The organism is Alicyclobacillus macrosporangiidus CPP55, assembly GCF_000702485.1.
GTDB lineage: Bacteria > Bacillota > Bacilli > Alicyclobacillales > Alicyclobacillaceae > Alicyclobacillus_H > Alicyclobacillus_H macrosporangiidus_B.
This window is the reverse complement of sequence record NZ_JNIL01000001.1, coordinates 287,508-313,463: the sequence shown is the minus strand read 5'-3', so window position 1 is coordinate 313,463 and position 25,956 is coordinate 287,508. Positions and strand designations below refer to the sequence as shown.

The 25,956-nt window shown below is 57.5% G+C and carries 28 protein-coding genes, 1 pseudogene and 1 riboswitch; of the genes and pseudogenes, 5 read left to right on the top strand and 24 right to left on the bottom strand.

The features are described 5' to 3' along the window. The 7 genes from N687_RS0101670 to N687_RS0101640 all read right to left on the bottom strand — a co-directional run bounded on the left by N687_RS0101670 (position 1) and on the right by N687_RS0101640 (position 7,855). The gene (locus N687_RS0101670; protein ID WP_029420207.1) at positions 1 to 885 is read right to left on the bottom strand and encodes a hypothetical protein; all 885 of its coding nucleotides are present in this window, start codon (positions 883 to 885) and stop codon (positions 1 to 3) included. Positions 886 to 890: 5 nt separating this feature from the next. Next, on the bottom strand, positions 891 to 3,086 hold the full coding sequence (locus N687_RS0101665) for a heme lyase CcmF/NrfE family subunit (protein WP_051662862.1): 2,196 nt from the start codon (positions 3,084 to 3,086) through the stop codon (positions 891 to 893). 22 nt (positions 3,087 to 3,108) lie between these two features. Beyond that, positions 3,109 to 3,537, bottom strand: coding sequence for a cytochrome c maturation protein CcmE (locus N687_RS0101660; RefSeq protein WP_051662861.1), 429 nt, complete (start codon positions 3,535 to 3,537; stop codon positions 3,109 to 3,111). Positions 3,538 to 3,569: 32 nt separating this feature from the next. Further along, complete coding sequence (locus N687_RS0101655) at positions 3,570 to 4,130, bottom strand: cytochrome c-type biogenesis protein (RefSeq protein ID WP_029420204.1); 561 nt, start codon at positions 4,128 to 4,130, stop codon at positions 3,570 to 3,572. Positions 4,131 to 4,248: 118 nt separating this feature from the next. Then, positions 4,249 to 5,448, bottom strand: coding sequence for a D-alanine--D-alanine ligase family protein (locus N687_RS0101650; RefSeq protein ID WP_029420203.1), 1,200 nt, complete (start codon positions 5,446 to 5,448; stop codon positions 4,249 to 4,251). Positions 5,449 to 5,489: 41 nt separating this feature from the next. Then, complete coding sequence (locus tag N687_RS0101645; protein WP_051662860.1) at positions 5,490 to 7,082, bottom strand: UDP-N-acetylmuramoyl-tripeptide--D-alanyl-D-alanine ligase; 1,593 nt, start codon at positions 7,080 to 7,082, stop codon at positions 5,490 to 5,492. Positions 7,083 to 7,084: 2 nt separating this feature from the next. Continuing rightward, positions 7,085 to 7,855, bottom strand: a complete 771-nt coding sequence (locus tag N687_RS0101640) for an alpha/beta fold hydrolase (protein ID WP_231493370.1) — start codon at positions 7,853 to 7,855, stop codon at positions 7,085 to 7,087. 234 nt (positions 7,856 to 8,089) lie between these two features. Between N687_RS0101640 and N687_RS0101635 the strand changes: the two genes are divergently transcribed. Continuing rightward, positions 8,090 to 8,830, top strand: coding sequence for an endonuclease III domain-containing protein (locus N687_RS0101635; RefSeq protein WP_051662859.1), 741 nt, complete (start codon positions 8,090 to 8,092; stop codon positions 8,828 to 8,830). Between the two features lie 64 nt (positions 8,831 to 8,894). On the opposite strand, the gene N687_RS25025 is transcribed toward N687_RS0101635, so the two are convergent. Both N687_RS25025 and N687_RS0101620 read right to left on the bottom strand, forming a co-directional pair. After that, a complete protein-coding gene (locus tag N687_RS25025) occupies positions 8,895 to 9,023 on the bottom strand; it encodes a hypothetical protein (RefSeq protein WP_269320480.1) in 129 nt (42 codons plus the stop codon). A 316-nt stretch (positions 9,024 to 9,339) separates the two neighbouring features. Beyond that, on the bottom strand, positions 9,340 to 9,615 hold the full coding sequence (locus tag N687_RS0101620; RefSeq protein WP_029420199.1) for a hypothetical protein: 276 nt from the start codon (positions 9,613 to 9,615) through the stop codon (positions 9,340 to 9,342). Between the two features lie 303 nt (positions 9,616 to 9,918). Here N687_RS0101620 and N687_RS0101615 point away from each other — a divergent pair, with 303 nt between their 5' ends. After that, a complete protein-coding gene (locus N687_RS0101615) occupies positions 9,919 to 10,635 on the top strand; it encodes an MBL fold metallo-hydrolase (RefSeq protein WP_029420198.1) in 717 nt (238 codons plus the stop codon). A 25-nt stretch (positions 10,636 to 10,660) separates the two neighbouring features. Here the strand turns inward: N687_RS0101615 and N687_RS0101610 are convergent, their stop codons facing one another. The 4 genes from N687_RS0101610 to N687_RS0101595 form a co-directional block, all read right to left on the bottom strand. Further along, positions 10,661 to 11,566 (bottom strand): phosphotransferase, encoded by a 906-nt coding sequence (locus N687_RS0101610; RefSeq protein WP_035462005.1) that lies wholly within the window; start codon positions 11,564 to 11,566, stop codon positions 10,661 to 10,663. Positions 11,567 to 11,645: 79 nt separating this feature from the next. Further along, positions 11,646 to 12,098: a GNAT family N-acetyltransferase gene (locus N687_RS0101605; RefSeq protein ID WP_029420196.1), complete on the bottom strand. Its 453-nt coding sequence runs from the start codon at positions 12,096 to 12,098 to the stop codon at positions 11,646 to 11,648. Between the two features lie 308 nt (positions 12,099 to 12,406). Further along, positions 12,407 to 12,826, bottom strand: coding sequence for an EamA family transporter (locus N687_RS0101600; protein ID WP_051662858.1), 420 nt, complete (start codon positions 12,824 to 12,826; stop codon positions 12,407 to 12,409). Positions 12,827 to 12,980: 154 nt separating this feature from the next. Continuing rightward, positions 12,981 to 13,161, bottom strand: a riboswitch (FMN riboswitch). 57 nt (positions 13,162 to 13,218) lie between these two features. Next, positions 13,219 to 13,812 (bottom strand): class I SAM-dependent methyltransferase, encoded by a 594-nt coding sequence (locus N687_RS0101595; RefSeq protein WP_269320512.1) that lies wholly within the window; start codon positions 13,810 to 13,812, stop codon positions 13,219 to 13,221. A gap of 169 nt (positions 13,813 to 13,981) precedes the next feature. Between N687_RS0101595 and N687_RS0101590 the strand changes: the two genes are divergently transcribed. After that, positions 13,982 to 14,557 (top strand): metalloregulator ArsR/SmtB family transcription factor, encoded by a 576-nt coding sequence (locus tag N687_RS0101590; RefSeq protein WP_029420193.1) that lies wholly within the window; start codon positions 13,982 to 13,984, stop codon positions 14,555 to 14,557. 5 nt (positions 14,558 to 14,562) lie between these two features. Continuing rightward, the gene (locus N687_RS0101585; protein WP_029420192.1) at positions 14,563 to 15,834 is read left to right on the top strand and encodes an MFS transporter; all 1,272 of its coding nucleotides are present in this window, start codon (positions 14,563 to 14,565) and stop codon (positions 15,832 to 15,834) included. Between the two features lie 59 nt (positions 15,835 to 15,893). Here N687_RS0101585 and N687_RS0101580 read toward each other — a convergent pair whose 3' ends face one another. From N687_RS0101580 to N687_RS0101560, 5 genes are all read right to left on the bottom strand, one after another. After that, positions 15,894 to 16,475, bottom strand: coding sequence for a TIGR00730 family Rossman fold protein (locus N687_RS0101580; RefSeq protein WP_029420191.1), 582 nt, complete (start codon positions 16,473 to 16,475; stop codon positions 15,894 to 15,896). 34 nt (positions 16,476 to 16,509) lie between these two features. Beyond that, positions 16,510 to 17,127 (bottom strand): kinase, encoded by a 618-nt coding sequence (locus N687_RS0101575; RefSeq protein ID WP_156040000.1) that lies wholly within the window; start codon positions 17,125 to 17,127, stop codon positions 16,510 to 16,512. A gap of 37 nt (positions 17,128 to 17,164) precedes the next feature. After that, the gene (locus N687_RS0101570; RefSeq protein ID WP_029420189.1) at positions 17,165 to 17,611 is read right to left on the bottom strand and encodes a GNAT family N-acetyltransferase; all 447 of its coding nucleotides are present in this window, start codon (positions 17,609 to 17,611) and stop codon (positions 17,165 to 17,167) included. Between the two features lie 94 nt (positions 17,612 to 17,705). Further along, positions 17,706 to 18,152, bottom strand: coding sequence for a GNAT family N-acetyltransferase (locus tag N687_RS0101565; protein WP_029420188.1), 447 nt, complete (start codon positions 18,150 to 18,152; stop codon positions 17,706 to 17,708). A gap of 374 nt (positions 18,153 to 18,526) precedes the next feature. Continuing rightward, on the bottom strand, positions 18,527 to 19,870 hold the full coding sequence (locus N687_RS0101560) for an IS1380 family transposase (RefSeq protein ID WP_029419949.1): 1,344 nt from the start codon (positions 19,868 to 19,870) through the stop codon (positions 18,527 to 18,529). 289 nt (positions 19,871 to 20,159) lie between these two features. On the opposite strand from N687_RS0101560, the gene N687_RS0101555 reads away from it, so the two are divergent. Then, positions 20,160 to 20,645, top strand: a complete 486-nt coding sequence (locus N687_RS0101555) for a GNAT family N-acetyltransferase (protein WP_029420187.1) — start codon at positions 20,160 to 20,162, stop codon at positions 20,643 to 20,645. A gap of 107 nt (positions 20,646 to 20,752) precedes the next feature. Here N687_RS0101555 and N687_RS0101550 read toward each other — a convergent pair whose 3' ends face one another. From N687_RS0101550 to N687_RS0101525, 6 genes and pseudogenes are all read right to left on the bottom strand, one after another. Then, complete coding sequence (locus N687_RS0101550; protein ID WP_029420186.1) at positions 20,753 to 21,154, bottom strand: hypothetical protein; 402 nt, start codon at positions 21,152 to 21,154, stop codon at positions 20,753 to 20,755. 588 nt (positions 21,155 to 21,742) lie between these two features. Continuing rightward, positions 21,743 to 22,487 (bottom strand): annotated as a pseudogene (locus N687_RS20565) (Nif3-like dinuclear metal center hexameric protein). A gap of 228 nt (positions 22,488 to 22,715) precedes the next feature. Then, on the bottom strand, positions 22,716 to 23,570 hold the full coding sequence (locus tag N687_RS0101540; RefSeq protein WP_035462003.1) for an IS3 family transposase: 855 nt from the start codon (positions 23,568 to 23,570) through the stop codon (positions 22,716 to 22,718). An 11-nt stretch (positions 23,571 to 23,581) separates the two neighbouring features. Next, positions 23,582 to 23,869 carry a transposase gene (locus N687_RS0101535; RefSeq protein WP_012810849.1) on the bottom strand — a complete coding sequence of 96 codons (288 nt, stop codon included), beginning with the start codon at positions 23,867 to 23,869 and terminating at the stop codon, positions 23,582 to 23,584. A 408-nt stretch (positions 23,870 to 24,277) separates the two neighbouring features. Beyond that, positions 24,278 to 25,006, bottom strand: coding sequence for a biosynthetic peptidoglycan transglycosylase (locus N687_RS0101530; RefSeq protein WP_051663520.1), 729 nt, complete (start codon positions 25,004 to 25,006; stop codon positions 24,278 to 24,280). 21 nt (positions 25,007 to 25,027) lie between these two features. Continuing rightward, positions 25,028 to 25,951, bottom strand: a complete 924-nt coding sequence (locus tag N687_RS0101525; RefSeq protein WP_029420183.1) for an alkaline phosphatase family protein — start codon at positions 25,949 to 25,951, stop codon at positions 25,028 to 25,030. Positions 25,952 to 25,956 lie beyond the last annotated feature (5 nt).

Sequence of the window (25,956 nt, the reverse complement as noted above, 5' to 3'; positions counted from 1 at the left end):
CTACTCCCTCCCGCCCGGTGCCTGCGTGCGCAGCGCCACGATGCGCCTCTTCAGCGCCGCCCGACGTCTTTCATACGACGCCGTGTCCACATCCCCGTTTTCGTAGGCGCGCTCCAGCTGAACCCACGCGGTCCACGCCGCCTCCTCGTCCTGGGGTCGAGCGGGCGGGCCGCCCCGTGTGCTTCTTCGAATGCTGGCCAGGCCCACCGCCAAGACGAAGGCGGCCAAGGCGAGATTGGCCAACGCCTGCATGGCGTTCGCCCGCTGGCTGTGATCGAGTCCGATGACCGGCAGGCCTCCCGTATCCGATCCGGTCGTGGGCGCCGGCATCACCTGCACCTGTAAGGGCCAGTCCGTATCCGCCGGTACCCCCAGACGCGTGAAGACTCGAAAGGTCGTGCCGGAGATGTCGACCGTGCGCGTACCCGTCAACACGCCTTCGGCGGACAGAGACACCTCCCCCTCTGGGACGTAGACCAGAGCCTGATCGACAGGGTAGTCCGCATGCCAGCGGATGGATTGGGCCATGCCGGGCATCGGCAGGTGGTAGGTCACCGTCACCTGAAACGACCCATCGGACGGCGCGGTCCCCGTCACACCCACGGCGGAGCCCTTCGTCTGGGCGCGGAGCCCGCCGGGTGTCTGCACCGACACCTCCGACGCCTGCTCTGGAAGCGTGAAGTGCGCGTTCACCGAGCGCCCGTCCGTCCGCAGGTCAAACGCCTCCATCACCCGGACGGTGTGCGCCACCGGCGCCGGGATCAGGAACAGTTGCATCTGGGCCACTCGCAACGATTCGGCTGCGGAGGCGTTCTTCAACATCATCAGCAGGCTGAATGCGACCGCCAAGGCAGCGCCCCAGGCACGCCATCGACCCATCGGCACACGACTCACCCCTCGCCTAAGCGCGCACCGCGCACCTCGTCTTCCAATTCCCGCTCGAGCCGCGCCCGCAGTTGCGCTTCCATCGTTTCCTCCCGACAGGCGGCCGTCCAGAGCGCCTGCTTCTGCCGGTGGTAGTCTTCCTCGTCCAATTTCCCCATCTTCCAATCATACTCCAATTCGGCCATCTGCTGATACAGCCCGTCCAGGGCCGAGGGTACCCCTGTGACAGACCAGGCCTGGCGGCGAACCCGCTCCGGCCACAGACTCAGCAGCGTCCCCAGGATGAGCCCGTAGCCGCCGAACCAGATCCACTGGACCAACGGGTTCACGTGGAGGTCGAAGATGGCGATATCCCCTTGGCTGGGGGAGGTCCCGAGCAACACGGCATACAGGTCTTGCATCGGGCGCGAGTACAGTGCGACGTTGGTCGTCGGCTGTTGCCCGTCGCTGTAGAACGTCGCGGACGGCCGCAGGACGCCCAGGGAGCGCCCCCCGGAGCTGACCACCAGATTGGCGTACATGTCGCGCGACACCGTCCCCGGAGTCACCCCCATGCCGGTGAAGGTCAGGTGAAAGGCTCCGATGTCGGCCGATTGGCCGGGGCGAAGCTGCACCTGCGCGTCCAGGTGGCAGGTGCCGGACGCCGCGATGCCGACGGCCATCACCGCCACTGAGGCGTGCACCAGGTATCCTCCGTACCGGCGGCGCTGGTTCGCCACCAGGCGCACCAGGGAGGTCCACACGCCGTCCGTGGTCATCTGCATGCGGGCGCGGACACCCTGGAAAAACTCGAACGCGACCGTCCACAGGTTGAACAGCGCTGCCGCCACCGCCAACGTGCCGAGGAGGCTCCACCGGTGAAACACCGCCTCCAACGCGGCAGCGATTGCCGTTCCACCCAAGGCCGCCACCGCGAGAGGCACCGCCACAGCGCGGACGACGCCCTGTACACTGGCCCGGCGCCAGGCCACCAGGGGACCGATGCCCATCAGGAACAGGACGCACACCGCCAAGGGCATGTTGACGGCATTGTAAAACGGCGCATCCACCATCATCCGGCGCCCGTCCAATGCTTCCGAGACGATCGGGAACAGGGTCCCCCACAACACGGCGAACGCGCTGCCGAGAAACAGCACGTTATTGAGCAGGAAGGCGGATTCCTTGGAGACGACCGCTTCCATCCGCCCGTTCGCGCGCAGCGCGGGCCAGCGCCAGACGATGAGGGCCGCGGTGGCCGCCGCTGCCACCCCGAGGAACGACAAGAACCAGACGCCGAGGGGGGCGTTGGCGAAGGCGTGGATGCTCCACAGGACGCCGCTGCGCGTGAGGAACGTACCAAACAACGTCAGCAGGAAGGTCAACGACACGAGCACCACATTCCAGGCCTTGAGCAGACCGCGTTTCTCCTGCACGATGGCTGAGTGCAGAAAAGCCGTCGCGGTCAGCCAGGGCAGCAGCGATGCGTTCTCCACCGGGTCCCACGCCCAATAACCGCCCCAGCCGAGCTCCTCATACGACCAGTGCGCGCCGTACACGATCCCAATGCTGAGAAACAGCCACGAGACCAAGGTCCACCGGCGCGTGACCTTCAACCAGACAGCATCCGTACGGCCGAGCCACAGCCCGGCGACCGCGTACGCGAACGGAATCGCGAACCCGATGTACCCCAGATACAGATTCACCGGGTGTACCGTCATGCCCGGATTCTGCAGCAGCGGGTTCAGCCCGCTCGGAGGCATCGGTTGATCCAAACGGACGAACGGATTCGCCTTTAGATTGAGCAGCAGTGCATAAAACAGCGTGATGGAGGACAGTACGAAGGATACGATCGGCAGCATGCGCTCGCTGTCCTCGTGCCGCGCGCCGACCACCACCGCCCCGTACAGGGTCAGCACCAGCGACCAGAACAGAAGTGAACCCGCATTGCCTCCCCAGAACGCGGCGATTCGATACACCAGCGGCAATCCCGGCCCGGTGTAGGACGCCACATACGGATAGGAGTAGTCGCCCGTCACCAGCAGGCGGATCAGCGCCGCCGACGCGGTGGCGGCGCAGAGAAATACCCATCCCTGCACCAGGCGGCTGGCCGTCCGCCAGCGCCGGCTGCCCGTGCGCGCGGCCAAGGCATGGATGGCCAACGCGACGAGGGAGGAGACCAGCAGCAAGCGGATGGCGGCTTGTCCGATGAGCCCTGTCAACACAGCGCAACCTCCCCGCCACCCGTCACTCGGACGGTGCGGCTGTATACGTCTGCTCCTTGGCCTGATACTTGGAAGGGCACTTGATGAGCAGCTTGCTGGCCTCGAACTGTCCGTTCGCGTTCAGCTTTCCGGTGACCACCACCGGCCAATCGTTGCTGAAATCATCCGGCCGATCGCCGTGGAACACCACCGGCAGCGGTTTCGACCGGGCGTCGTCGCGCATCTCGAACCGAAGCAACCGCCGGCTCGGGTCCCACTGGACGGTGGACCCGACGATGTTGCCGCTGACGGTTGCCTCCTTTCCGATGGCCTGGGCACCTTGGCCGTACAACTCCCCGACCGTGAGATAGTAGGTCGCCGCCTTCGTGACCGCAGTCTGAATCAACACGCCGATCACCGCCGCGACGACGATCAACACCGCAATCAACTTCACGCGGGTGGATACGCTCACGTCCCCGACTTCCCCTCGCGAAAACTCCAGGATTACAGAAACCCGTTCAGCCGCCGCGCCACGCGGGACGCGGACGCATCGGCCGCCGCATCCGGCGATGCGGCGTCACGGACGCTGTGCACCGTATCCGACCCCGAGCGGGCGTCCCAGGCCGAATCGCTCCCCTCCACCGGCCTGACCGATGTGCGCTCGGTACGGCGCACGACGGTCCAGCCCATCGCCCCGAGCAATACGGCCAGCCCTGCGATCGGTGCCGTCCAGGCGAGTGCCCCCCAGCCGGCGAACCGCGGCGCCGCATACACATCCGGTCCGTACTCCGCCTCCATCTGCGCCAAGATCTCGCGCGGCGAATGCCCGGCCAAGAGGCCCTGCTGGATCTCGTACCGCATGTGCTGTGCTACCGCGTCGGTCGAGGAAGCGGCGGTGATGGTATCCTGTTCCCCGGGTACGCGCAATTGCGACGCGACGGCAAGCACCTGTTGCTGGAGGCTCTGCGGCGCCCGGGCCCTCATCCACGCGCCGGCGGCCAGTGCTGCGAACCAACCCGCGCAGAGAACGCCCAGCGCCGCAGCGAGACGCCTTCGATGGTTCAACGTGAACCCTCCCGGAACGGCACTCGGTAAAATTCAAACATTCGATCCATGGACCAGTATACAACACACTTCCTTGTGCACTCCACCAAACCAGACCCCATTCCCGACAGCCCCCGGATCAAGCCTTGCCCAACTTCGTCCCGCGCTGGAACTTCTCCAGGAGGTCAGAGTCGAAACTGGTGATGTTCCGGCGCTTGCGTTCCGCCTCCCGCTTGGCGATGTCGATGAGTTCCGCCAGCAGCTGCTTGTACGGCATCCCCGCTGGTTCCCACAGATAGAAGGCGAAGGATCCCGGGATGGTGTTGATCTCGTTGACGAACACCTGGTGGTCTTCCGTCACGAGAAAGTCGACGCGGACCACGCCGCGCGCCTGCACTGCGTGAAAGGCCTGCTGCGCGAGCGCCTGTACCCGCTCCGTGACCCCGTCCGGCAGCCGGGCCGGGATCTCGCGGGAGGCGCCGGCCCCCTTGTTGAAGTTGCCGCGGATGTACTTATCGTCGTACGTGAGAAACTTCTCCCACGACAACGGTCGTTCACATAAGGAGACCCGAGACGCCGTCTCGTCGCCGATGACCGACACGTTGACCTCAATTGGGTGCTCGATGCCCTGTTCGACGAGGATACGGGTGTCGTAGTGTTGGGCGATCTCGACGGCCTGCCGGAGCTCAGCCTCGTTCTCCGCCCGCGAAATCCCCACCGACGACCCCAGGTTGCATGGCTTGACAAACATCGGATAGGAGAGATTGGCCTCGAGTCGCGCCACCACGGCGTCCGGATCGCGCTCCCACGCCTCGCGCGTAAACCACTCGTACGGGACCACCGGAATGCCACAGCCCCGGAACACCGATTTCATCACAATCTTGTCCATGCCCACCGCCGAGCCCAACACGCCCGCGCTGGTGTACGGAACTCCGGTCAATTCGAGAAAGCCCTGCAGGGCGCCGTCCTCCCCGTACGTCCCGTGCGTCGCCGGGATGACCGCGTCCACGCGCACCTCCTGGACGTCCGGCGTCTTCGCCTTCCCGAACCATCCCTTGCGCTCCGCGGGTTCCTGCGACTCCAGCCGCAGCACATTGCCCGGCACCGGTTCCCAGTGCACCCGGTAGGCCGCACGCAGGGTGAAATCCAACCGATCCTTGCGGAACGACTCCACCTTGGTGAACTCCGGGTGGGAGTACCACACCCCGTCTTTCGCGATGTACACGGGCAACGGCGTGAACCGCTGCCTGTCCAGGTTCTCCATCACCTGCAGGCCCGTCACCACCGATACCTCGTGCTCCACCGAGCGGCCGCCGAAGATCACCGCGATCGTCTCCATCTGGATGCCCTCCTGTCCATCGATCCCACCGGCCCCCGCGCTCAACCGCGCTCCAAGTGGTCCGGCAGGTCATTTTCAAACAGCACCACGTCACCGGGCGCCAGGCGCGTGAGATAGCTTGCCTGCGCCTCCGCCAGGGACGCCGCCAACATGATCCGTTCCTCCGGGAACCCGGCCTCTCGCAGGCCCGCCAACATGGCGGCTTGATTCAGGCGCCCGACCAGCACCACGTGGTCGCATACCGCCGCCATCTGCCGTCCGAACTCCCGGTGCACTGCTTCGCTCTCCCCGCCCAGTTCAACCATCCCCGGGGTCACCACCCACTTGCGCCGGCCTTCGAACTGCGCCAGGACGTCCAGCGCGGCGGCGGCTCCGTCCGGGTTCGAGTTGAACGCGTCGTCGATGATGAGCACCCCAGTTCCAGGATCAATCAGCTGCAGCCGGTGCTCCACCGGTTCGATCCGCTCGATCCCAAGAGCGATCTCCTCCAAGGTCAGTCCCATCCGCCGCGCCAGCAGCGCCGCACCGACGATGTTGAGGACGTTGTGCTGGCCGAGCAGGCGGGTCCGGCAAGACACCTCGCCGTCTCCCGGCAGTACCAGGACGAACTGTGTCCCACTTACCCCGACGGTGATGTCGCGGGCGTAGGCAGCCAAGTGATCCGCTTCATGCAATCCGTAGAACAGCACCGGCCGCTCCAAGGTGCGCGCCTCCCGGAGACAGTGCGGATTGTCGCCGTTGACGACGCACACCCCGGCCGGGGAGGTGCCCCGTGCGAGATCGAACTTGGTGCGAGCGATGGCTTCTATCGATCCGAACGTCTCCAGATGCGCCGGCCCGACAGCAGTGATGATGGAGAAATCCGGCTCCACCAAACGAACCAGTTCACGGATGTCTCCCTTGTGGCGTGCGCCCATCTCGGCGATGAACACCTGATGGTGCGCCTCCAGGTCACCGTTGACCACCTTGCAGATCCCCATAGGGGTATTGTAGCTTCCCGGCGTCGCCAGTACGTCGTACTTGGCCCCGAGGATGGCAGCGAGGATGAACTTGGTGCTCGTCTTCCCGTAGCTGCCCGTGATGCCCACCACCCGCAGCTGGTTGAGCTGCTTGAGTTGGCGGATCCGCTGGTTGGCCCGCCGCTTGTAACGCGCCTGCACCGCGGCTTCCACCGGTTTCGTCAAGACCAGCGCGATGGCGGCGTTCACCACAGCGAGGGCGGCCGGGGCGCCCACCAGCCAGGGGACCCACCATGCGGCAGCAACCGCCTCGGCCGCGCCCAGCACCAGGTACGCGGTGGCGAGACGTTTCGCTCGTGCCGTCCAAACCAGCGGGAGCTTCAGGTTCGTCCGCTCGCGCCGCCAATCCATCGCCGCCCAGATGCCGGCGGCGATGGTCAGCGCTGCCGTGCCCCACAGCACCTCCATCCAGCCCGTCGCCGCGGCGATGGCGTCCACCACCGCCAGCCCCCACAGGAGCAGGTCCGGCATCTGCCCGGTGCGGCGAAGGTGATGCCGTATGTATCCCTGCACCTGATAACTCTCCCGTTGCGCGTAATAGACCAGCGGCGCCGTCCTGGCCAGGAACCAGCACCAGCCGCAGACGGCCGCCACCCAGATGACCGTTCGAAACATGATCAAGAACTCCCCAGATAAAAGTGTTTGACAATCTTGTTGAACGACCCCAATTGGTCCAAATAGCTGAAGTGTCCTGCGTCCTTCAAAACCACCAGCCCCGCGTCCGGGATCAATCGCTCCATGATCTTCCCGTCTCGCACCGGCGTGGCGGTGTCGTGTTCCCCCCAGATCAGGAGCGTTGGGCTCTGAATTCGCGGGAGGAGGCCGTCCAGGTGTTGATTGACCACCCGCACCATGATGTTCCGCATGGCGCCTGCCTCCTGATAGTCGCGCGACCCGAACCGCGCGTACAGCTTTTGCAGCCGCTCGTCACTGCGCGGCCCCAGCAGCCCCCAGTGGTACAGCTTCTTACACGCCTTGAACGTGTACACTTTTACGTAGTACTGAAGTGACCGCTTCGGTTTCACCCCGGCGGCGTTGACCAGGGTGATCTTGTCAACGACCTCCGGGTGATGTGCCGCCAGCCAGATGGTCACCTTGCCGCCAAATGAGTGGGCGATCACGTGCGTCTTTTCGATGCCAAGCGCCTTCAAGAATTTGTACACACACTCCGCGTACTCCTCCACACCCCACACGGTGGGCGGCTGCGTGCTTTCACCAAAGCCCGGAAAATCGATGGCGATCACACGGAACCACTGGGAGAACGTCTGATAGACAGGCAAGAAACTCTTCGCGCTGCCGCCCCAACCGTGCAGGAACAGCATCGGAGGCCCCTGTCCATCGATGTCGTACGCGACCGTGACGCCGTCAATGTCGATGTGCGCTCGCAACCATTGCCACCCCTTCTGTGCCATCGCCCAGGCATCTATACGCACGAACTGCCGATAGTGTACCACAGGCCGGCCGGGTCCGTCTCCGGGCTTGCCTGCCGGACGTGGCGTGGTGAGGTCCCCCTCACGGCGGCCCCGCCATCCGGTCCTGCGTATCGCTTCCCCCATGAGGTGCGGAGCGGTAGAATGGACCCATCTTGAGAAACGCGGAATGAGCAAGAGAGGAGGCCAAGGATGCGCCAAACGCGTCCCCACGGGGCAAATGCAAGAGAGGACCATGACGTCAAACAGGTCCAAGCGGTGCTAATGGACATCTATCACCGCATGTACGCAACCTTCGGGGACCGCCGATGGTGGCCGGCGGAGACGGCGGAGGAAGTGGTCATCGGCGCCATTCTCGTGCAGAGCGTCGCCTGGTCCAATGTCGTCAAAGCCATCGGCTGTCTTCGCCAGCGTGGTCTCCTAAGCTTGGAAGCTCTGCATGCTGCCCCGTTGGAGGTGGTGGCCGAATGCGTGGTACCCACCCGGTACTATCGGGCGAAGGCGCAAAAATTGAAGGCGTTCGCCGCCCACGTCCACGAGCGCCACGGCGGCAGCCTGGAGCGCATGTTCGAACAGGACACCGAACCGTTGCGAGAGGAGCTGCTGTCCATCTACGGGATCGGCCCGGAGACAGCAGACGACATCCTCCTGTATGCGGCAGGGAAACCATCCTTCGTGATCGACGCCTACACCAAACGCATTTTCTCCCGCCTCGGGCTGGTCGACGAGCGCATTGGCTATGAACCCATGCGCGCCTGGTTCATGCGCCACCTGCCGGCCGACGTCGCCCTGTACAATAACTATCACGCGCTCATCGACGCCATCGGGCACCATTTCTGTAGCGTTCGGAGGCCGGCGTGCACCTCCTGTCCCCTGCACCCCATGTGCCGACATGCGTCATCCCAGGCGGCCGATGCACAGCCAGCAGGGTGAACGGCTTGTCCCTTCGCCCGTGTGACAACGGCGCGGGAGTTGTCCCCCGCGCCCAACCGGTTCATCAACAGACCTGCGTCGTCGTGCACGTCGTCACATTGTAGTGGTGCGGGATCAACAACATGAACAGCACGAAAATGATGAGGAACACGATCGCCCAGCGCGTGAATCCCCCGAGTGCACCATCGTACATCATCGCTCACCTCCCGTGCATACACTGCCCATTTCATTCGTCAGACGGCTGCCGGATAGGCGGGGACCAACAGGAAGAACAGCACGAAGATGATCAGGAACACAACCGCCCAACGGGTGTAGCCCCCGAACACACCGTACATCCTCAATCCCCCCTTCCCGTGCGGCATGTTGTACTGTATGTACGGCCGGCCGCCGGTCGGGGAGGTGAATGTCCCACGATGGTCGCCCATTTTCGCCCAAGGGAGGGGTGTCCACCGTTCCTGAACGAGGTCTGAAGCAACGGTTGCGAATCGGCGCACTTCGGAAGAAGGCGATCACTTCCCACGCCCTTCTGTCTCGTGCCGAGGTTTTCTTCTTCGCTGATAGGCCCAGTGATAACAGAACGTCGTCAGAATCAAATACAGGAGGAGCGCTTTCGAAGCTGAATCTGGGTGGCTCTGTAAGTTTACGATGGCATTCAACACCGTTCCCGCACACAAGGCACCCAAGCATTGCAAGACGATGCCACGAAAGTTGCCTTGCACCCAATCCCATACAACCGCCGCGAGAATCAAGATGGTGGTCAATATTTCGCCGTAAACGACGTTCACCCTGCGTGCTCTCCCTTCGATTCCTCAGATTCAGGGGCTATTCGCGGGCGACGGGAGCCAGGAATGTCGCCATGCCACACCTGGGTGCCGCCAGATCTCGATCCATCCTCTGACAGGTTTCGTTTCATATGATTTTCATATGATTTTGACTCTCATGCAAGACCGTTTCCAGCCGGCTTTGTTCGGCAGCCCGTGCTGCTTTCTCGGCCAGGCAGATACACTTTGTTCCGGAGAACGGTGGATCATCGAGGGGGAAGTTCGTACAATTCAGGAAAGCGCATTTTGGGTTTCTAGGTGGGGGACATGGGATACAAAGTGATGAAGATCACGGGTGACGTCTTTGGTATCGCGCTCTGGGATCCCTCTTGGAACTCGTACAACAACTGCTATCTCATCAAACGATCCGGGGCGTTCATCTTGATTGACTGTGGCAAGGAAGAACAAAGCCACGAACTCACGGCTGCGCTGTCGCAAATCGGTGTTGACCCGGAAAGTGTTCGTGTGTTGATTGCGACCCATGGACACAAAGATCACATCGGTGCGAGCCACTTGTTCACCCTTGCGGAGAAATGGATTCACATCCACGATGCGGCACGCTTGTCCGCCAAACAGCAGGAAGAATTTCAAACGATGGATTCCGACACGGGCCAACTCCGGGGACTCTCCTTCACTTTATTGGGGCACCACACCGAAGGTTCCATCGCATTGTATGACCCCGCCACCCACTGCTTGTTCTGTGGAGATCATATCTGCTTCTTCGGCGAGAAACTCCCTCAAGAGGGACTCCTTACATTCGGTGCGCACCTGCGCGTCAAAACCCGTGAATTTGTAACGGCCTGGTCTCAAAATCAGGAAGATCGCCACAAATACCGATTCGATGTCTTCGTCCAAGGACTCCAGCTATTATCGTCGTATAAAGAGATTGAGTTTCTGGCGACCGGTCACGGTCCCGTGCTACGTACCCAAATTCACGACTTCCTGAACAGCCTGGTGGCGGCTACGGAAACCCCCACAACGTGAACAACCGCTTTAGAACCAGGGCATGCTACACCATCGAGAGACCGTCGACGTATCCCGGCAGTTCCCTTACAAGGCGGGCCATCGTCTGTTCAGAATACGATTCCGGATTCCGCCTTGCGTTAGCCAGAAATTCAACCGCCGACCACAGTTTGGCCACCCGTATCCATCGTTCCAGATCAAACAGCTCTTGCGGCACACTGCCGACGTTCTTCTCCCAACATTCCCGATACAATTCGGCTATGTTGCCCTCCATGGTTCCGTCCTTGCTGCCGAGTCCGGGCATCGTGATCGCCAAATCAATCGCTGGATGACCGTAACAAAACCGTTCCCAGTCAATCAGCACCAGTTTCCCGTCATTTCGGATGCGCCAGTTTGTGGGGTTCGGGTCTGCCAATATGCAGCATGTTGGTTGAAACAGCACCTGGGCGTCCCGCTGTAGCTTGAGGAGCCGGCTCGCCATATCGTTCCTTTCCAATCCACCGCCAAACCACGCACACGCTTCCACGGTCAGCGCGTCGTCCCAAGCTGGCTTGAATGCGTGTTCGTCCAATTTTAGCCGCCGATTTCCCCATGTGGATACGTGAAGCCGGAACAAGATCTCCATCTGCTCCGCGTCGCACACCCAGCGCTCCCGCGGGAACGGATTCGGCACATCCTCAATGGCAATCCAATGTCTCCCGGTATCGTCCGCACCGGACCAATACAGGCTGGGCAACCCGACGCCGGCACTTCGAATGCGGCTGGCATGTCTTTCGTAGAAGTTGCGTTCTCTCGGCAACGGCGAGGATTTTACGATGACGGACTTCCCGCCGTTTAGCTGAAGGCGCATTGCGCCGCCGTCGCGCGCCACGCCGGACAGCGTTTGCACATCAGTGACACGGCCAAACGTGGAGCAGAGAAACGCGGACAATTCCTCAGGAATGCTTGTCAATCTCTCGCCTCCCGGTTTCGGTAACGTGCCTTTGCAGAGCAGGACCACGTCATGGTCCGATTCACCCCATACGGAACCGTCACAAATCTTGCCTCATCCGGATCATATCCCTGCACTGAATCCCATTCTCAAAGATAGGATGGTCATAATGCCGTACAAAGAAATCCGTGTCCACACCGATGATCCTGAATCCGCACTTCTGGTAAAGGGCCAGTTGACCGATACTCGAATTCCCCGTCCCCAGTTCAATGGTTCGAAACCCAGCCTTGCGGGCGGTCTCCACAGCATGCAACACCAATTTCTTGCCGATCCCGCGGCCTTGCACATCCTCTCGTACGGCAACGTTGACCAGCTCCACTGTCTCTGGGCGCGTCTCCAGAAGAACGTATACGCCCACGACCGCACGGTTGGCTTCTGCAATCCAACAAGATCCTCGTTTGACATAACCGCTCACAATCGACTCCGAAGGATCCGCCAGCAGCAACAGATCCATCGGCGGCTGTTCGTCCTCTCGCAAGGGACGGATCTGTATCTGGGAATGATCCAGAATCGGTGCCTGTTCCAAGCCATCACCCCCTCCGTCATGAACAACCTGGAGCCGATCGCTTCTGCCACGTGAAGTTTGGATGCCGCGACAAGGCCATAACGAATTGTTGACCTGCCATTCCCGTTGCCCCCACGATGGCAGCACGCAGTCGACGACTCATGCTGTATTCCTCCCATTGCTGATGTCTACACATAGAAACACCTTGACGGACTGGTTCACCTGTGAAGTGCCAGCCCGGAAAGTGACCTCTCATTTCCAACCCAATGCAACCTGGTAGTTGGTTGCTAGAGACCCTATCCAAAAAGTCCGAGCAAGATCACACCGGTTGTCAGTATCCCCGCCGCGATGATCCTGCGTCGGCCCTGCGGCTCCTTGAGAACCAAGATGCCAAGCAACGTACCGAAAACCGTACCGATCTCCCTCATCGGCGCAAGCTGCGCCAAAGGCAAAATGGATAGCGCCAACAGAAAAAGTAAGTATCCGCCCGGAGAAATGATGCCACCCAGAATAATGGTCTTCCAATTGGCTTCCCATTCAGTTTTGATGACACCCGATCGAATCGCTATCCACGAGAGGGCCATCCAATTCCCAAGGCTGCTCACGTCGTTCAGCGTCACAGCCGGAATATAACGGAGCGTGATTTTATCGAACGTGGTGTAGGCGGCGACGGACATTCCAACAGCCAGCGCGAGCCACGTGGCATTCGAAGCCATCCATGTCCCATGGGTAGGGCGCCGGAATCGCCAGTCACCAAGTGCCCAAATGCCAGCAAAATGAGCCTCCTCTCCGGAGACTCTTCAGGGTACATCGGGTACGTGAACAGAACGTCGCGGCCCCAGAAATCCAGCTCGTGACGCCTGCTCCGCTTGCAACCTTCTTTCATCCGGACTATACCGTCGGCACGGGATTCTCACCCGTTCCTGCCTCGGTTATCGCCACAACCGGTGTCTCGATAACCTGTAGGCTCGTGGGCTCGTCAGACTCCCTGCATCACCACCGATCGGGAATTGGCCAGCCTGGCTGACCTCACCCTGCCCTGAAGGTCTACAGAATTACTCTCACCCTATCAAACTATCAAATGCACACGCATGTACAATCCGTTCCCTCATCGCTCCCCAATCCATACCGTCCAGCGATCCCGTTCGACAATCTCCCTCACGTGAGACACTATCCTTTCGACGTGCCGAATCAAGTCATAGAGCTCCTCATCCGAAAGCTCGTGCAAGATGGACCGCCCTGTCCGGCTCCGTAAGTCCTCCGCCAATTCGTTCATGTCCCGGTACACTCGTCTCGTTTCCCACATTCTGTGTTCGGTGACATTATGGAACCCAACGGTTTCCATAGCCCTCCGCACTTCCTCCCCCGGCCAACGCCGCATTTGTTCGGTGGTGAGGAGTTTCGGAAATCGTTCGAAGAAGTATCCTCGGATATGCTCCTCCGATCCCGGTAATTGAATGTCAGCCGGTGTCCTGTCCTGAATGATAACGCGACCCGACGGCACCAGAATTCGATATGCCTCGGTCATGACCGGAACAAGGTCTTTCACGTGATGAATCAACGCGCGTTCAAACACCAAGTCCACCGAAGCGTCGTTCAGACCGGTATTCGCCGCGTCTCCAACGATGTATGACACGTTGGACATGCCGGCGGACCGCTCCCGCGCCGCATCTACCATGACCATCGAAGAATCTACCCCGATAACTTATTCTTTTCATCATGAAAATCAATCGGCATACCCATTGCCCCTTTCATGAATGACCCTCGCGGACCGCACCGGACAGCACATCACTACTTCGATATTGATAGAATTTCGTTATCCGTGTATATTGATGTTCATCAAATGTCCTGCGCACGGAGGGACGCTGAACATGACCCATGAAGACAGCCAAGCCCTGATTCAATTTCTCAAGGTCTTGGCAGACGAGAGCCGGCTTCGCATCCTCGGCATTTTGGCCGATCACGAAGCCAGCGTCGATGAGCTCTCCGCCTACCTCGGTCTCAAGCCGCCAACGGTTTCACACCATCTCAGCCGGCTTCGAGAGCTCGGGCTCGTCACCATGCGGGCGGAAGGCAACGTTCACTTCTATCGATTTCAATCGGATTCCCTCCGTCAGTTCAGCCGACTCCTCCAACCGGAACGCTTGGCTTCCATGGCCAGGGCGGAGGGGAACGCATGGGAGCAAAAGGTACTCCGTGATTTCCTGATTGGCGATCAACTCAAAGAGATCCCAGCAAGCCGAAAAAAGCGACTCGTCATTTTGAAATGGTTGGCGGACAAGTTCGAATGGGATGTGCGTTATCCGGAGTCACAGGTCAATGAGATTCTCAAACGTCACCATCCGGATTTTGCCACACTCCGTCGTGAACTCATCGGGAATCAACTCATGGATCGGGACAATGGGGTGTACTGGCGTATCCCCAACAAAGCTGAGTCGGAGGAGTGAACTTCATGAGAGACATCCTCCTATTGATGCAGACTGAGACTCAATATCGGCGCCTGCTGTTCGCCAGTCTGATCAGCGGACTGGGTGACTGGTTCAACAGTGTGGCACTGCTCAGTTTGCTCCTGCACCTCACCGGCTCCGGCTTTGCAGTGGGACTGACCTTAGCCGTGCGCACACTGCCGTATCTCGTCATGGGCCCTATTGGAGGCATTCTGGCGGATCGGCTCAACCGAAAGGCGATTCTGCTCGTCTCTGATTTTGCTCGGGCCATACTGGCGTTATCGTTCCTCTTCATTCATGACGCAAGCGAAGTGTGGATTGCTTATGCGGGGACATTCGGACTTGTGGTCTTTTCCGCCCTGTTCTCCCCCGCTCGGACTGCGGTCATACCACAGCTTGTCCAAGCGCAGCATGTGTCCCAAGCAAATGGGCTGGAGCAATCGACAAGCGGGTTGGTCATGGCAGTAGGGGCCGCTCTCGGGGGCATCGTGACCGCCGCCCTTGGCACACAGGTGGCATTCATCACAAACGCGGCTTCATTTCTCGTATCAGGGCTTCTGTGCTGGTCCATCCAGATCCCAAACGACCATCTCCATCGTCGTTCACAAGTCGGCACTGGCCCTTCATCCACACAAGCGATCAGGAAAATTTCGTTTTGGTCCGTGTTCTGGCGATCTCGTGTCGTTCAAGTCATCGCTTTGCAGTCGCTTCTGTGGCCAATCGGCGGTGGCGCCATCAACGTGTTGCTGAGCGTATACGGCTATCAGGTGTTTCACAGCGGTAACACCGGCGTCGGAGTGATGTATGGGGCACTTGGTCTCGGGTTTCTCCTGAGCGGCTTTTTGATTCCCTGGTTTACAGCGTGGACGCGACAAGCCGCCGTAGTCGGATTTCTCATCGAAGGGCTGTGTCATATCCTGGTCAGCCAATCCCCGAGCCTCTGGCTGGCATCGATCTGCCTCGTGCTTGCGACAATTGGAGCCGGCGTCGGGAATGCTTCGGTGACCACACTCATCATGCAGATGGTCACAAAGGAAGTCCACGGCAGGGTGTTTGCCATGTTTGACACAACCTCCAGCGTCACCATTGCCGCCTCCATGATGGCGACCGGCGTCTTGTTAAACCACGTTCCAGTCAGAACCATTGGTTTCAGTGCAGGGCTAGTCATCGTTATGGCGTCTGTGGTCACGGGGATTCCCCTGCTTCGCACCAAGCTGCCACCGAAATCCGGCAAACTGGTTGATGACCCGGAGCTTTCGCCTTCCCGCGGAGACTAGATTATGGATCGAGACGGTTGCACAGAACTTTTGCCTAGACCGCCACATTCGGTTATACATCATTCGGCAAGTTGATCCCACTTCTTCTCGAATGAAACCGGGACGAATTCTTGTAGTTTCTTAATCAGCGTCGGGGCATCTTCTGCCACCACCAGAACCTCTTTGTGCCTCTCCTGTACAAACCCCGCTCGAATTGCATGATCGATCAGATTCAAGAGCGGGGTGTAGTACCCTTCCACATTCAGCAACCCGATCGGCTTCTGATGAATCCCAAGCTGCGCCCAACTGATGACTTCAAACAGTTCTTCAAAGGTGCCGTAGCCGCCTGGAAGCGCAATGTAGGCATCCGACAGATTCCCCATCGTTGCCTTTCTCTCGTGCATGTCTTTCACTTCTATCAACCGAGTGAGGCCAGGGTGAACAAATTCTCCTCTAAATAACGAAGTTGGCAGAACACCGATTACTGTTCCTCCACGTTCCAGTACCTTGTTTGCGACCTCGCCCATCAGTCCGACGCTCGAACCGCCGTAAACAAGCTCAAGTCCACTTTTGGCAATTTCCTCTCCAAGACAGCGTGCTTGTACCTGGTATGAAGAACCGTTTCCCAAATTAGATCCCGCAAACACGCAAATTCTCTTCATCACGTTGGCCTCCACAAAGTGCGCCTTAGTTCGCTCATAATTTTCGTACCTCCATCGGACCAGCTGGTACGACCATATCTGCAATCGCGAAAGGCCGAACCGATTCCAAGTAGTGATCTTCCGCCTTCCAGTACCGAGTTTTGAATTTCTCCAGGGCGGCCTGGACACTGGCTCTTTCACGAGCGAACCGGACTTCCCTGGGGCATTCCAGGTAGACGCAATAGTCGAGAAACTCCCGCCACGCTGAACGCTGAAGAAATACACCTTCTACGATAATGACGCACTGATCCGGGATCAGCACTGTTTTCGTGAACTGTTGGTCAAGCTCATCGTCGTAGAAGTTGAGTGTGAGCTCACGCGACTGTCGAAGTTTCATAAACAAATTTTCCCGCAGGTACTCCACATCCCATTGTAAAGCGTAATACTCGTACCACGGTTCGTGTCCCGTGTTGTATCTTTTGTTGCGATCCACGATGTGATCGTCCATGTGAAATACGCAGACATTCTTGCCAGCCTTCAGGAGCTCAACGCTCAAGTCCTCCGCAAGCGTGGTCTTGCCGGAGCGACTCAATCCATCGATGCCCAGAATGAAGCGACCGCCAATATGGAGTCTGTGAATTACCACAAGTATTTCAGACACGATCCCGTGCATTGGCTTCCACGATCTCCTTCGAGGACTGCCGATTCGGTTACAGCCGTTTCTCCAGAATGATCTTCGGCTCACCCTTCTCGTCGGTGTACGTGCCGACCACGTCGAACCCATGCCTTATATTCAGAATCAACATATCTCGCCACTTGTTCTTCGTATGTGTGCGAATGACCCGATAACCGTGACTACGGCACCACTCGTGTTGCCTTCGCATCAATTGGGACGCAATTCCCCGACCGCGGAATTCGGGATCGACGCCGCCAAGCCAACTGTAAAAGCGCCCCGTCCGGTCTTCGTAACCAATCTTGTAACCCACCACTTCAGCTGTTACAACAGCTAGTGAGATGAAGCATCGTGACCTTTTCTGGAGTTCTGCGACAATGATGCTTGAATCTTGTCCTGTGAAAATGCGGTCGTGAAGCCGACACATACTCTTACCGTATGGCTCCTCGGGGAACTTCTCGAAGTCCGCATATTCTATCTTCATCTATAACGTCGCTCCTCTGCAGTGGCCCGACAGTCGACATGAGCCACCTGAGCAATTCCTCCAAAACCGAAAGCGATGCATTGTGAATGCATGCTCAATCTTGACCACCGAATCTCTTCACAAACCGATACCCCGTGATCTGATATCCTAAGTCTTGATAGAAGCGATGGGCCTCCTCTTTGCGACCAAATCCACTAACCAGCCAGGTTCCAATACATCCTTTTCCAACAGCAAGACGCTCCGCAAATTCCATCAAGAGACGGCCGACTCCTCTGCGTCTTACGTTCTCATCGACGACGATCACAGAAATCTCGCCATATCGACTCGACTCCTCTAAATTTTCTCGGATCCGGAATCCAAGCACGCCTATCACGTTCTGGTCCTCGTGGCAAACATACAAGGAATCTACGACGCTGGTCGAGACAAGTTTGATACGCTCCTCCATCGTCTGAGGAGACACCTCATGGCCAGTCAACTGTCCCATCAGGCGACTTATCGCCTCAGCATCTTCGATGCGGGCTGGACGAATTTCTAAAGTCACGGCTCCCCCTCCCCTGTCGTAAGTAAAACCAACATATCTTCAAACCGGGCCGCAGCGGACACCGCGGAAAATGCCGGGCTCGCACCTCATTGCCGGTGCAGTGAGTCAAACCTTAGAAGAACAGTGGCATACTGAGACTCTCCTTCCCGGTGTGGCGATCCTTTCCATCCTAGTGTAATCCTGAATCCGTGACAGGGTACCTGTCGAGCACTCATGCGGCGTTTATCTTGCATCGAACGGGCTGCGACTGCATTGGTGCGTGGAGCGATTCCATCGAATTCAACCGTAAGGGAACGCCAGTTCCCGCAGAAGCGAATAACTTCCCCGGCCTGTTCATCGTCAGGCTTTGTTCCCAGGCCACAAGACGGCACATGTTATACGAAGGTCAAATACAAACGGCGAAACACAGGGAACCATCGGTTCCCATGCCCCAACTTCAGTTTGCTCTGCCTGGCATGTCGGACTAGTTTCGCAGCCAAGGTCATCAAGTTCTGAATCACCGTCCGGATACGACGACGTTCTGCCTTCTTACGCAGAGGTGCATCGTTGCGTTTTAGGCTTTCCTGGCCAATCACCCTCAGCAAGTTGTAAGCCATGCATACAAAATGCAGTACCAGGTTGTTGGTTGCGAACTTGCCTGACGGTAACCGTTCAGCGTCCAGATCCGTCTTGATTTCGCTGTGGAACTGTTCCATCACGGCGTGGTCATGGTACAGACGAATGATCACATCTGGGTCGTCGGGCAGTGAGGTCCAGTAGGCGTCGACCTCGATGTCTGGGACCAACAGGGTTTGCCCGTCGGCCATGGTGGTCCGTTCGATGACTTCGAATACCATCCGAACTGGTTCCGACAGGCCCTTGACCGGGCACATCAGCGAACCGTGATACACTTTCTTGCCTGGCCGAGGTTCGTGGCATACACCGTGCTGCTGGGCGGTCACGAGCCAGGCCTGGGGGCTTTCCTTTCGCAGATTCCGTTTGATAATGAACTCGGCCCTGCTGTCCTGAGAACGACACACGGCAAGGTTTTCTGCACTGTCATTTCCGGCATCCATGCGAACGAGCAGCGGAAGGGCTGAAATCTGCTTTGCGTACTGAATACTCTTGCGCAAGAAGGCCGCTGTATCCTTTTGAACATGGGTACTGCCTTCACGCAGCTGAACATTGACCACATAGCCCTCTTGGCCGAGGTAAGCAAAGATTGGGGCGTATCCATCGTGGCCTTTGTACGTGCGGGAGACGCCTTCTTTTTTCGTTCCCGAGTTATCAAATGGGCTCACGTCAAGGTCCAGGGGAATGTAAGCCCGGCGTTTCGATGACTCACCCAGCACAATCGGATGCAGTGTAACATTCAGGGTTCTCAAGAGGTTTGCGGACTCTTCGAGTAAAATACTCTCCCAGCCGGCCTTTCCGGCGGCCATATCCAAACGCTGGCGCAGCGTTGGGCTCGAAGGCACGCTGTCCATCTGTAGTGCGATCGTGAAAAACTCGTCATCACGAAAGGCTTCGATGTGGTCAAAGTCCGTCTTGCCTTGACAAAGCAGGCCGATGTATGAGTACGCCACATCACGGTTTGAAATGTCTGGTTTTCCCATGCCTGACAGGCGAGTCCGATTCAGGCGTTCACCGAGAGTGGTTTTGTCCAGCAATAAACCGACAAGGGTCATTCCAGAATGTGTGACAATGACTTCGTCGGATTCTTCGATGATAAAGCGCAAGGGGGTTCACCTCTGAGGTGAAGGGGGATTGAAGGGAACGGACATCCCAACGATCCCGATTCTACACGACAAATCACAAGTGCTTCAGTAGTTTTTACACCTGCTTGTCACGGATTCAGGGTAATCTCTCCCACGCCAATTGGGCAGTGGGTATGAAACCTTGGATTCCGCCATTCGCATTCATGTGCTCACGCCAATGACAACAACGTGATGATTGGTACACTGTGCTTGGGTCGGAACGCTCCAACAGGAACCACCAGATCTAAATCGTCTTGATGGAGGGCCACAGATGAACATCGGACTACGCCCTGTACCGGTAGAAGAAAAGTCAGTCCTACGCAACCTCATGCATTTATACCTGTACGACCTGACCGAGTTCACTCATGAAGACGTGAGTCGTCACGGTCTTTTCGAGTACAAGTATCTTGACCACTATTGGACAGAGGCCGATCGCCACGCATTCTTCATCGCGGTGGACGACCACCTTGCGGGGTTTGTATTGGTGAACCGCCATAGTATTGTGTTGGAAAGCGCAAACACCGTCGCAGAGTTCTTCGTAATGCGGAAGTATCGGCGTCAAGGCGTCGGTTCACAGGTCGTAATGAAGGTCTTCGACATGTTTCCGGGGGCATGGGAAATTCGGTTGTTGTACAACAATACAGCAGCTTGGGCATTCTGGAGGTCAGTGATCCGTTTGTATACGGGAGGTCAATACCAGGAGCAAATCCTGAATGACGAACGGTGGACTGGACCGATACTAACATTTGGTAGTTAAAATTCGGGACGTGACCTTTAACGTTTTTACGAACTATGCGGTGGCAGACACTTGTCCATGTATCAACGGATAACAGTGAGAAATGCACCACCGAACAGCGTTAGCGGCTATTGGAACAGATTTCGGGCATCTGGTACATCGGCATACATTGTGATTCCGTCTTTCTCATCTTCCAAAAACGTACATCCCTGGAACATAAGAACGAATGTTCGTGAACTGTTATTCTTATTATAGTGGACCACAATGTCGTAGTTTGCCCCGTTGATCGCGGCGGGGCAACTTGTCGGACGATCCGTATTTGGCATGATGTTCAGCGAGCCTGCGTTGATCTCGGTTACAATGGCGTTCATCGTACTGGAATCATGAACCAACTTGGTGGTTGCATGGGCTTGGTCATATTTTGTAACCACAATGAACTCTGGGTTCACGACAACAGGTGTAAACGTGGGGTGACCACACCCGGCCAAAACCAAGGACGGAAGAAGTGCTGTTGCTACTTGTTTCTTCATGTGACTCACCTCCCTACCTATTACGCGTACGAGACAATTCATCTGTTAAGACACGTGGCAGTGCGATGTGGGAATCAAAACAGACAACAGAGTTATCCCGCCGCAAATCATATTCATACCCAGCATGGACGACGGTAATCTGGATCTCCAAATACTTTATTCGGCAATGGGTGGACTTCCCCTAGTTTCCTTGACACGGGGTTTAGTTATTAAAATTGAAATGCTTCACGTGTGGCAGCGTTCGTATTCCTTTGGCGTGAGATGGCCCGCCTTCGTAGAATTGTAGAATCCGTGAGTCGTTCAGCCATCGTACCAGCAAAGGATAGTCATCCGGGCTGAGGTTCCGGACTGCCAATAGATTGTCCTCAAACAAGACCATCCGAATTCACCTCGATGAGCTCGCTGTTGAACCCAGCACACCCAAAGCAAATCACACGGAGATCGCACGAGCGTTTCCAATAGCTTGGGAAAACAATCCTGGTTTGCAAGGATCAAGCGCAGACGCCGTAGCGTACACGTGGTCAACGTGATGGAGCGCCTACAACGTGTGTCGTCTTCTCCACCATGTCCCGGCGACCAAGGTGTACACTACAGCCACCACTTATGCTGCGGGATCAAATTAACGTTTAGAGCGTAGTTTTGTTCAAACCAATTCTTCATCTGTGTTTTCATAACCAGGTACTCCGAGGCTGCATGCGAAACACCAATCAAAGACATTGTTGTCGTCTTTACATACTCCATCATCGTGTCGAACCGCTTGCGGCCGTAATCGTTGTCAATGTGACAGTGAATTTCTCCAGTGATGTAGGCCTGGGCCCCCTTTGTTTCCGCTTCTTTCATTCGATCAACTACATCTCCGCAACCTGCCACCACGGCCACAGTCCGGATCCGATCATGGCGCTGACCTTCAAAGTCGACGTACGGAATCTCAAAGATCTCTCTCAGGTGTTCGCAAAGTTGATCTGTGCTCGATTCCGATATTTCGCATAGGACACCAACCGAGCCATGTTCGTCCGAATAGAAATCGTCACGTCTCTTTCCTCCGAGCGCCTCGCACATGGCTGCGGTGGTTCCAACCCGTCTGCTGTAGTCCATGGGCAAATGACATGTGTAAACAGACAACCGTTTCTCTTTTATGGCGCCGAGAAGGTTCGGGTCGATAGGTACAAATCCTCTCCCCCATTTGCCCCTCGGATCGCCACACTCCATGTGAAGCGGATGATGCATGAACAGCAGGTCGCCGGGCTGCCCGGTTTCAATGAATTGACACAAAACCTGTTCCGTCGGTAAAAACGGCCAAGAACACCGAGGCCACTTGTTCGTCCCCTCTGATCATCAACCCGTTGAACAAACGGCAGAACTTTTCGTCGAAGAATTCGTTCCATGCAAATCCTATCTGCTCGTACGTCTGTGGGATAAACCGGCTGAAGGCTGGATCTTTACCGAGTTTTTGGACACCAAATAGTTCGTCGAGGTCCCGTATTGAACCCGACTTTGTCAAGACAGATGGGATGGCTTTTAAGAGAGAGATGATAGACTTTCAATTCAGATAAAACCCGTCTCACGCTGCGTCCTGTTGCATTTTCCAATTTCTGAATTCCAACGGCGAGCGATAACCTAGTGCGGAATGCGGTCGGTCCGTGTTGTAAAAGCGAATGTACGACTCAATCGCCGCTTTCGCCTCGGCAAAGCTGCTGTATTCCTGCAGCCAGACCTCCTCCTCCTTCAGCGACCGGAAGAATCGCTCGATGTATCCGTCAGCATCGGGGTTGTTGTATCCCGTCCGCTCATGGTTGATTTGGCAGACCTTCATCGCTTGGATGAACCGTCGACTCGTCATCTGGCAGCCATTGTCCGTTCGTAATGTCAAACCGGCACCTTGAACGCCGTTCGGGAAGCGATAGTTCAGCGCCATATCCACAGCCTTCAGCAGGTCCTCCGTACGGCAGAACCGGGAAAACGAGTACCCCACAATCTCCCGGTCATAAGCGTCAATCACGGCAAACAGATATCCCCATCCGTCTTTCCCACACCACACCTTCGTCATGTCGCACTGGAAATGCTCGTTGGACCTGGTGACCGGTATCTTCCCTCGCCGTTTCGCTCGTGAAGCGCCCTTCCTCGGAGATTTCACCAGCAGCTCCATTTCATTCATCAGCCGATACACCCGCTTATGGTTCACCCGCAGGTTGTATCGGCGACGCAGCATGACTTGGATTCGCCGGTATCCGTACGTGGGGAATTCTTCGCACAGTTTCCGAATCCACTGTTTGACCAGAGCGTCCTTGTCCACAGGAGGCCGCTTCGGCTTTGGCACAGGCGGCTTCAGCAAGCTGTAACAGTACGTCCGGTTCAGCCCTAACGCTTTTGCAATCACTGGGACCGGAAACCCTTCTTTGGCGAGCTGACAGACCAAAGAACGGCTATTTACTTCCGGCCCCAATTCGATTTTTTTCGCAACACATCCACCTGCATCGTAAGTTCACCGATCTTAGCCCGAGCCTCCTGCAACTCCTTCTCCAGCTCCTGCTCCCTCGTAGAGGGTCCGGACTGAAGTCCAGCCCGTCCACCAGCCAGGAACGCTTCACGCCACCTGTAATACAGACTCTGGGCCACGCCATGCCGCCGACATACCTCGCTGATGTTCGCACCGGGCATCATGCCCTCGAGCACGATGTTCATCTTCTCGTCCACTGTCCACTTACGTCCCGGCATCATAAACACCTCGTCTTCACTCTAAATTCTAACCTCTCCCTTCTGTCTGGGTTGACTCTGGGGCAAGTATAGTCCCTCACCACTTTATCCAATGCTTCCATATCTCTCAGCCTCCCCGTGGATTCAAGACCGTCACCAAATCGGCGGGCATCCATCACATCGCACTCAATGAGAACAACGGCGAACAGATCAATGGTGCCACAGCGATTGTTATAATGCCGCAGAATACAACTTTTTGACGAGAATACCATAGGTCATGTATCAACCCGGCGAACCCGTTCGTTGGTGACCACGGGATCGAGATACACGATGAGATCGAGCTGGCACATGCGACAGGTCTGTTAGACCCCATCCGGTTGTGGGATTATCTCTGGACTGCGGCAACCATCGTCATGACTTCCCAACGGCTCACCGGTTTGACCGCAGGCGGATGGGCTCTCGGAGAATCTCTGCAGCATGCGCCTGTGTGATCATCCCGTCGTCTACCATACTCTGGACGACGATCCGCTGTCGCTCCCGAGCCAACTCCATGTGGCGAAATGGATTGTAGTCGCTCGGGGCATTCGGTAACCCGGCGAGCAAAGTCAGCTCACCGGCGTTCAACTCCGCGGGCACCCTCCCGAAATACGTTTTTGCCGCAGCGTACAAACCGTAGGCACCCTGCCCGAAATAGATGTCATTCGCATACAGGGCAAACGTCTCCTGCTTGCTCAACGTATCGTAGAGTCCGATAGCGTAAAGGGTTTCCTTCACCTTCCATGACAGGGATTTGGGGACGTCCTTCAAGAGGGTGTTGTGGACCAGTTGCTGCGTGATCGTCGATCCCCCTTGAACGGGTTGCTGTTGTCGAATGTCCACCCACATCGCCCGGGCGATGCCCTGAAAATCCACGCCGATGTTTGTGAAAAAGCTCCGGTCCTCGGTCGCTATCACCGCATTTCGGTACACCTCGGGAATCTGATCATAGGTGAGAAACCGACTCCCATGCGCTTGAATCTGCGCCAACACCTCCTGCCGAACCTTGAGAGCAATCGGATCAAGCCGTGTAAAGTACACCTTCAGCCCGTACCACAAAGCACACCCCGCCACCAAGAGAAATATGAAGAGCTTCACAAGTCGGCGGACGACGCGCCGCATGGTCATCTGCTCCCTGCCTTTCTACCGCCAAACATCCGCAATCGGCGCCACATGGGCGCTTTGTCCCAGCGGAGGAAGTCCATACACGTCTTCGATGGTGCGCAGGAGGTTGAAATGGTTTACCCGCTCGGAAAAGGTTCCGGAGCGAATCATGGGCCCCACGAAGATGGTGGGAACCCTGTTGTCGGCCGACTCATCATCCTCGTCCCAGGTCACCACTAACAAACCGTTGTGCAACCTAGCCCACTCCACGTATGGCTGTATGTATTGCCGGAGCCACGTGTCTGCAGCTTCAATGGAACCGCTGTGCATGTCGTGCTGCAAGTTCGGGATCACGAAGGCCACTGTGGGCAACTTGGAAAAATCTTTCGGAAAGCTGGAAAACGGCAGATTGTCCGATGGCGGTACATTCGTGAAGTTCACCCACGGGCTGTGCTTTCGGGCGTAAGTGGCGCCCAACGGCAGCCCGTAACGCCCATTGCTGCACCCCGTGTAGCCCATCGATGGCAGATCCTCCGAATACCCGGCAAAGGACAGACCGGCCGCCGCCAGTTCGCTGGCCAGGTTGGGTGCTGAAAACGTGTGCGGACACGAGTCGTTGGTGATACCTTGGTTTGACCCGGAGAACAGATCCAGATAGTTCGGCTGGCTGGGATGCTCCACCCCGTGATAGTTCGTGAACGTGGCCCCCTGCTTCATCAACGCATTGATATAGGGAGCCTTTGCATTGCCTGCGATTTCATCGTACGAGTGGTTTTCTTCGATGACGATCACGATGTGCTCCGGAGGCCGAACCCTCACCATGTGCCCCGGTGCCAGAGTGGACGGAACCGTGGACGGCTGTACCAAGTTACCAGCATTCTCGGACGCCGGGGTGGTGGGACCACCGCATCCAGCCAATACTCCGGCGACCACCGTCAAGCAGCAGGCGAACTTTTTCAACATCTTCT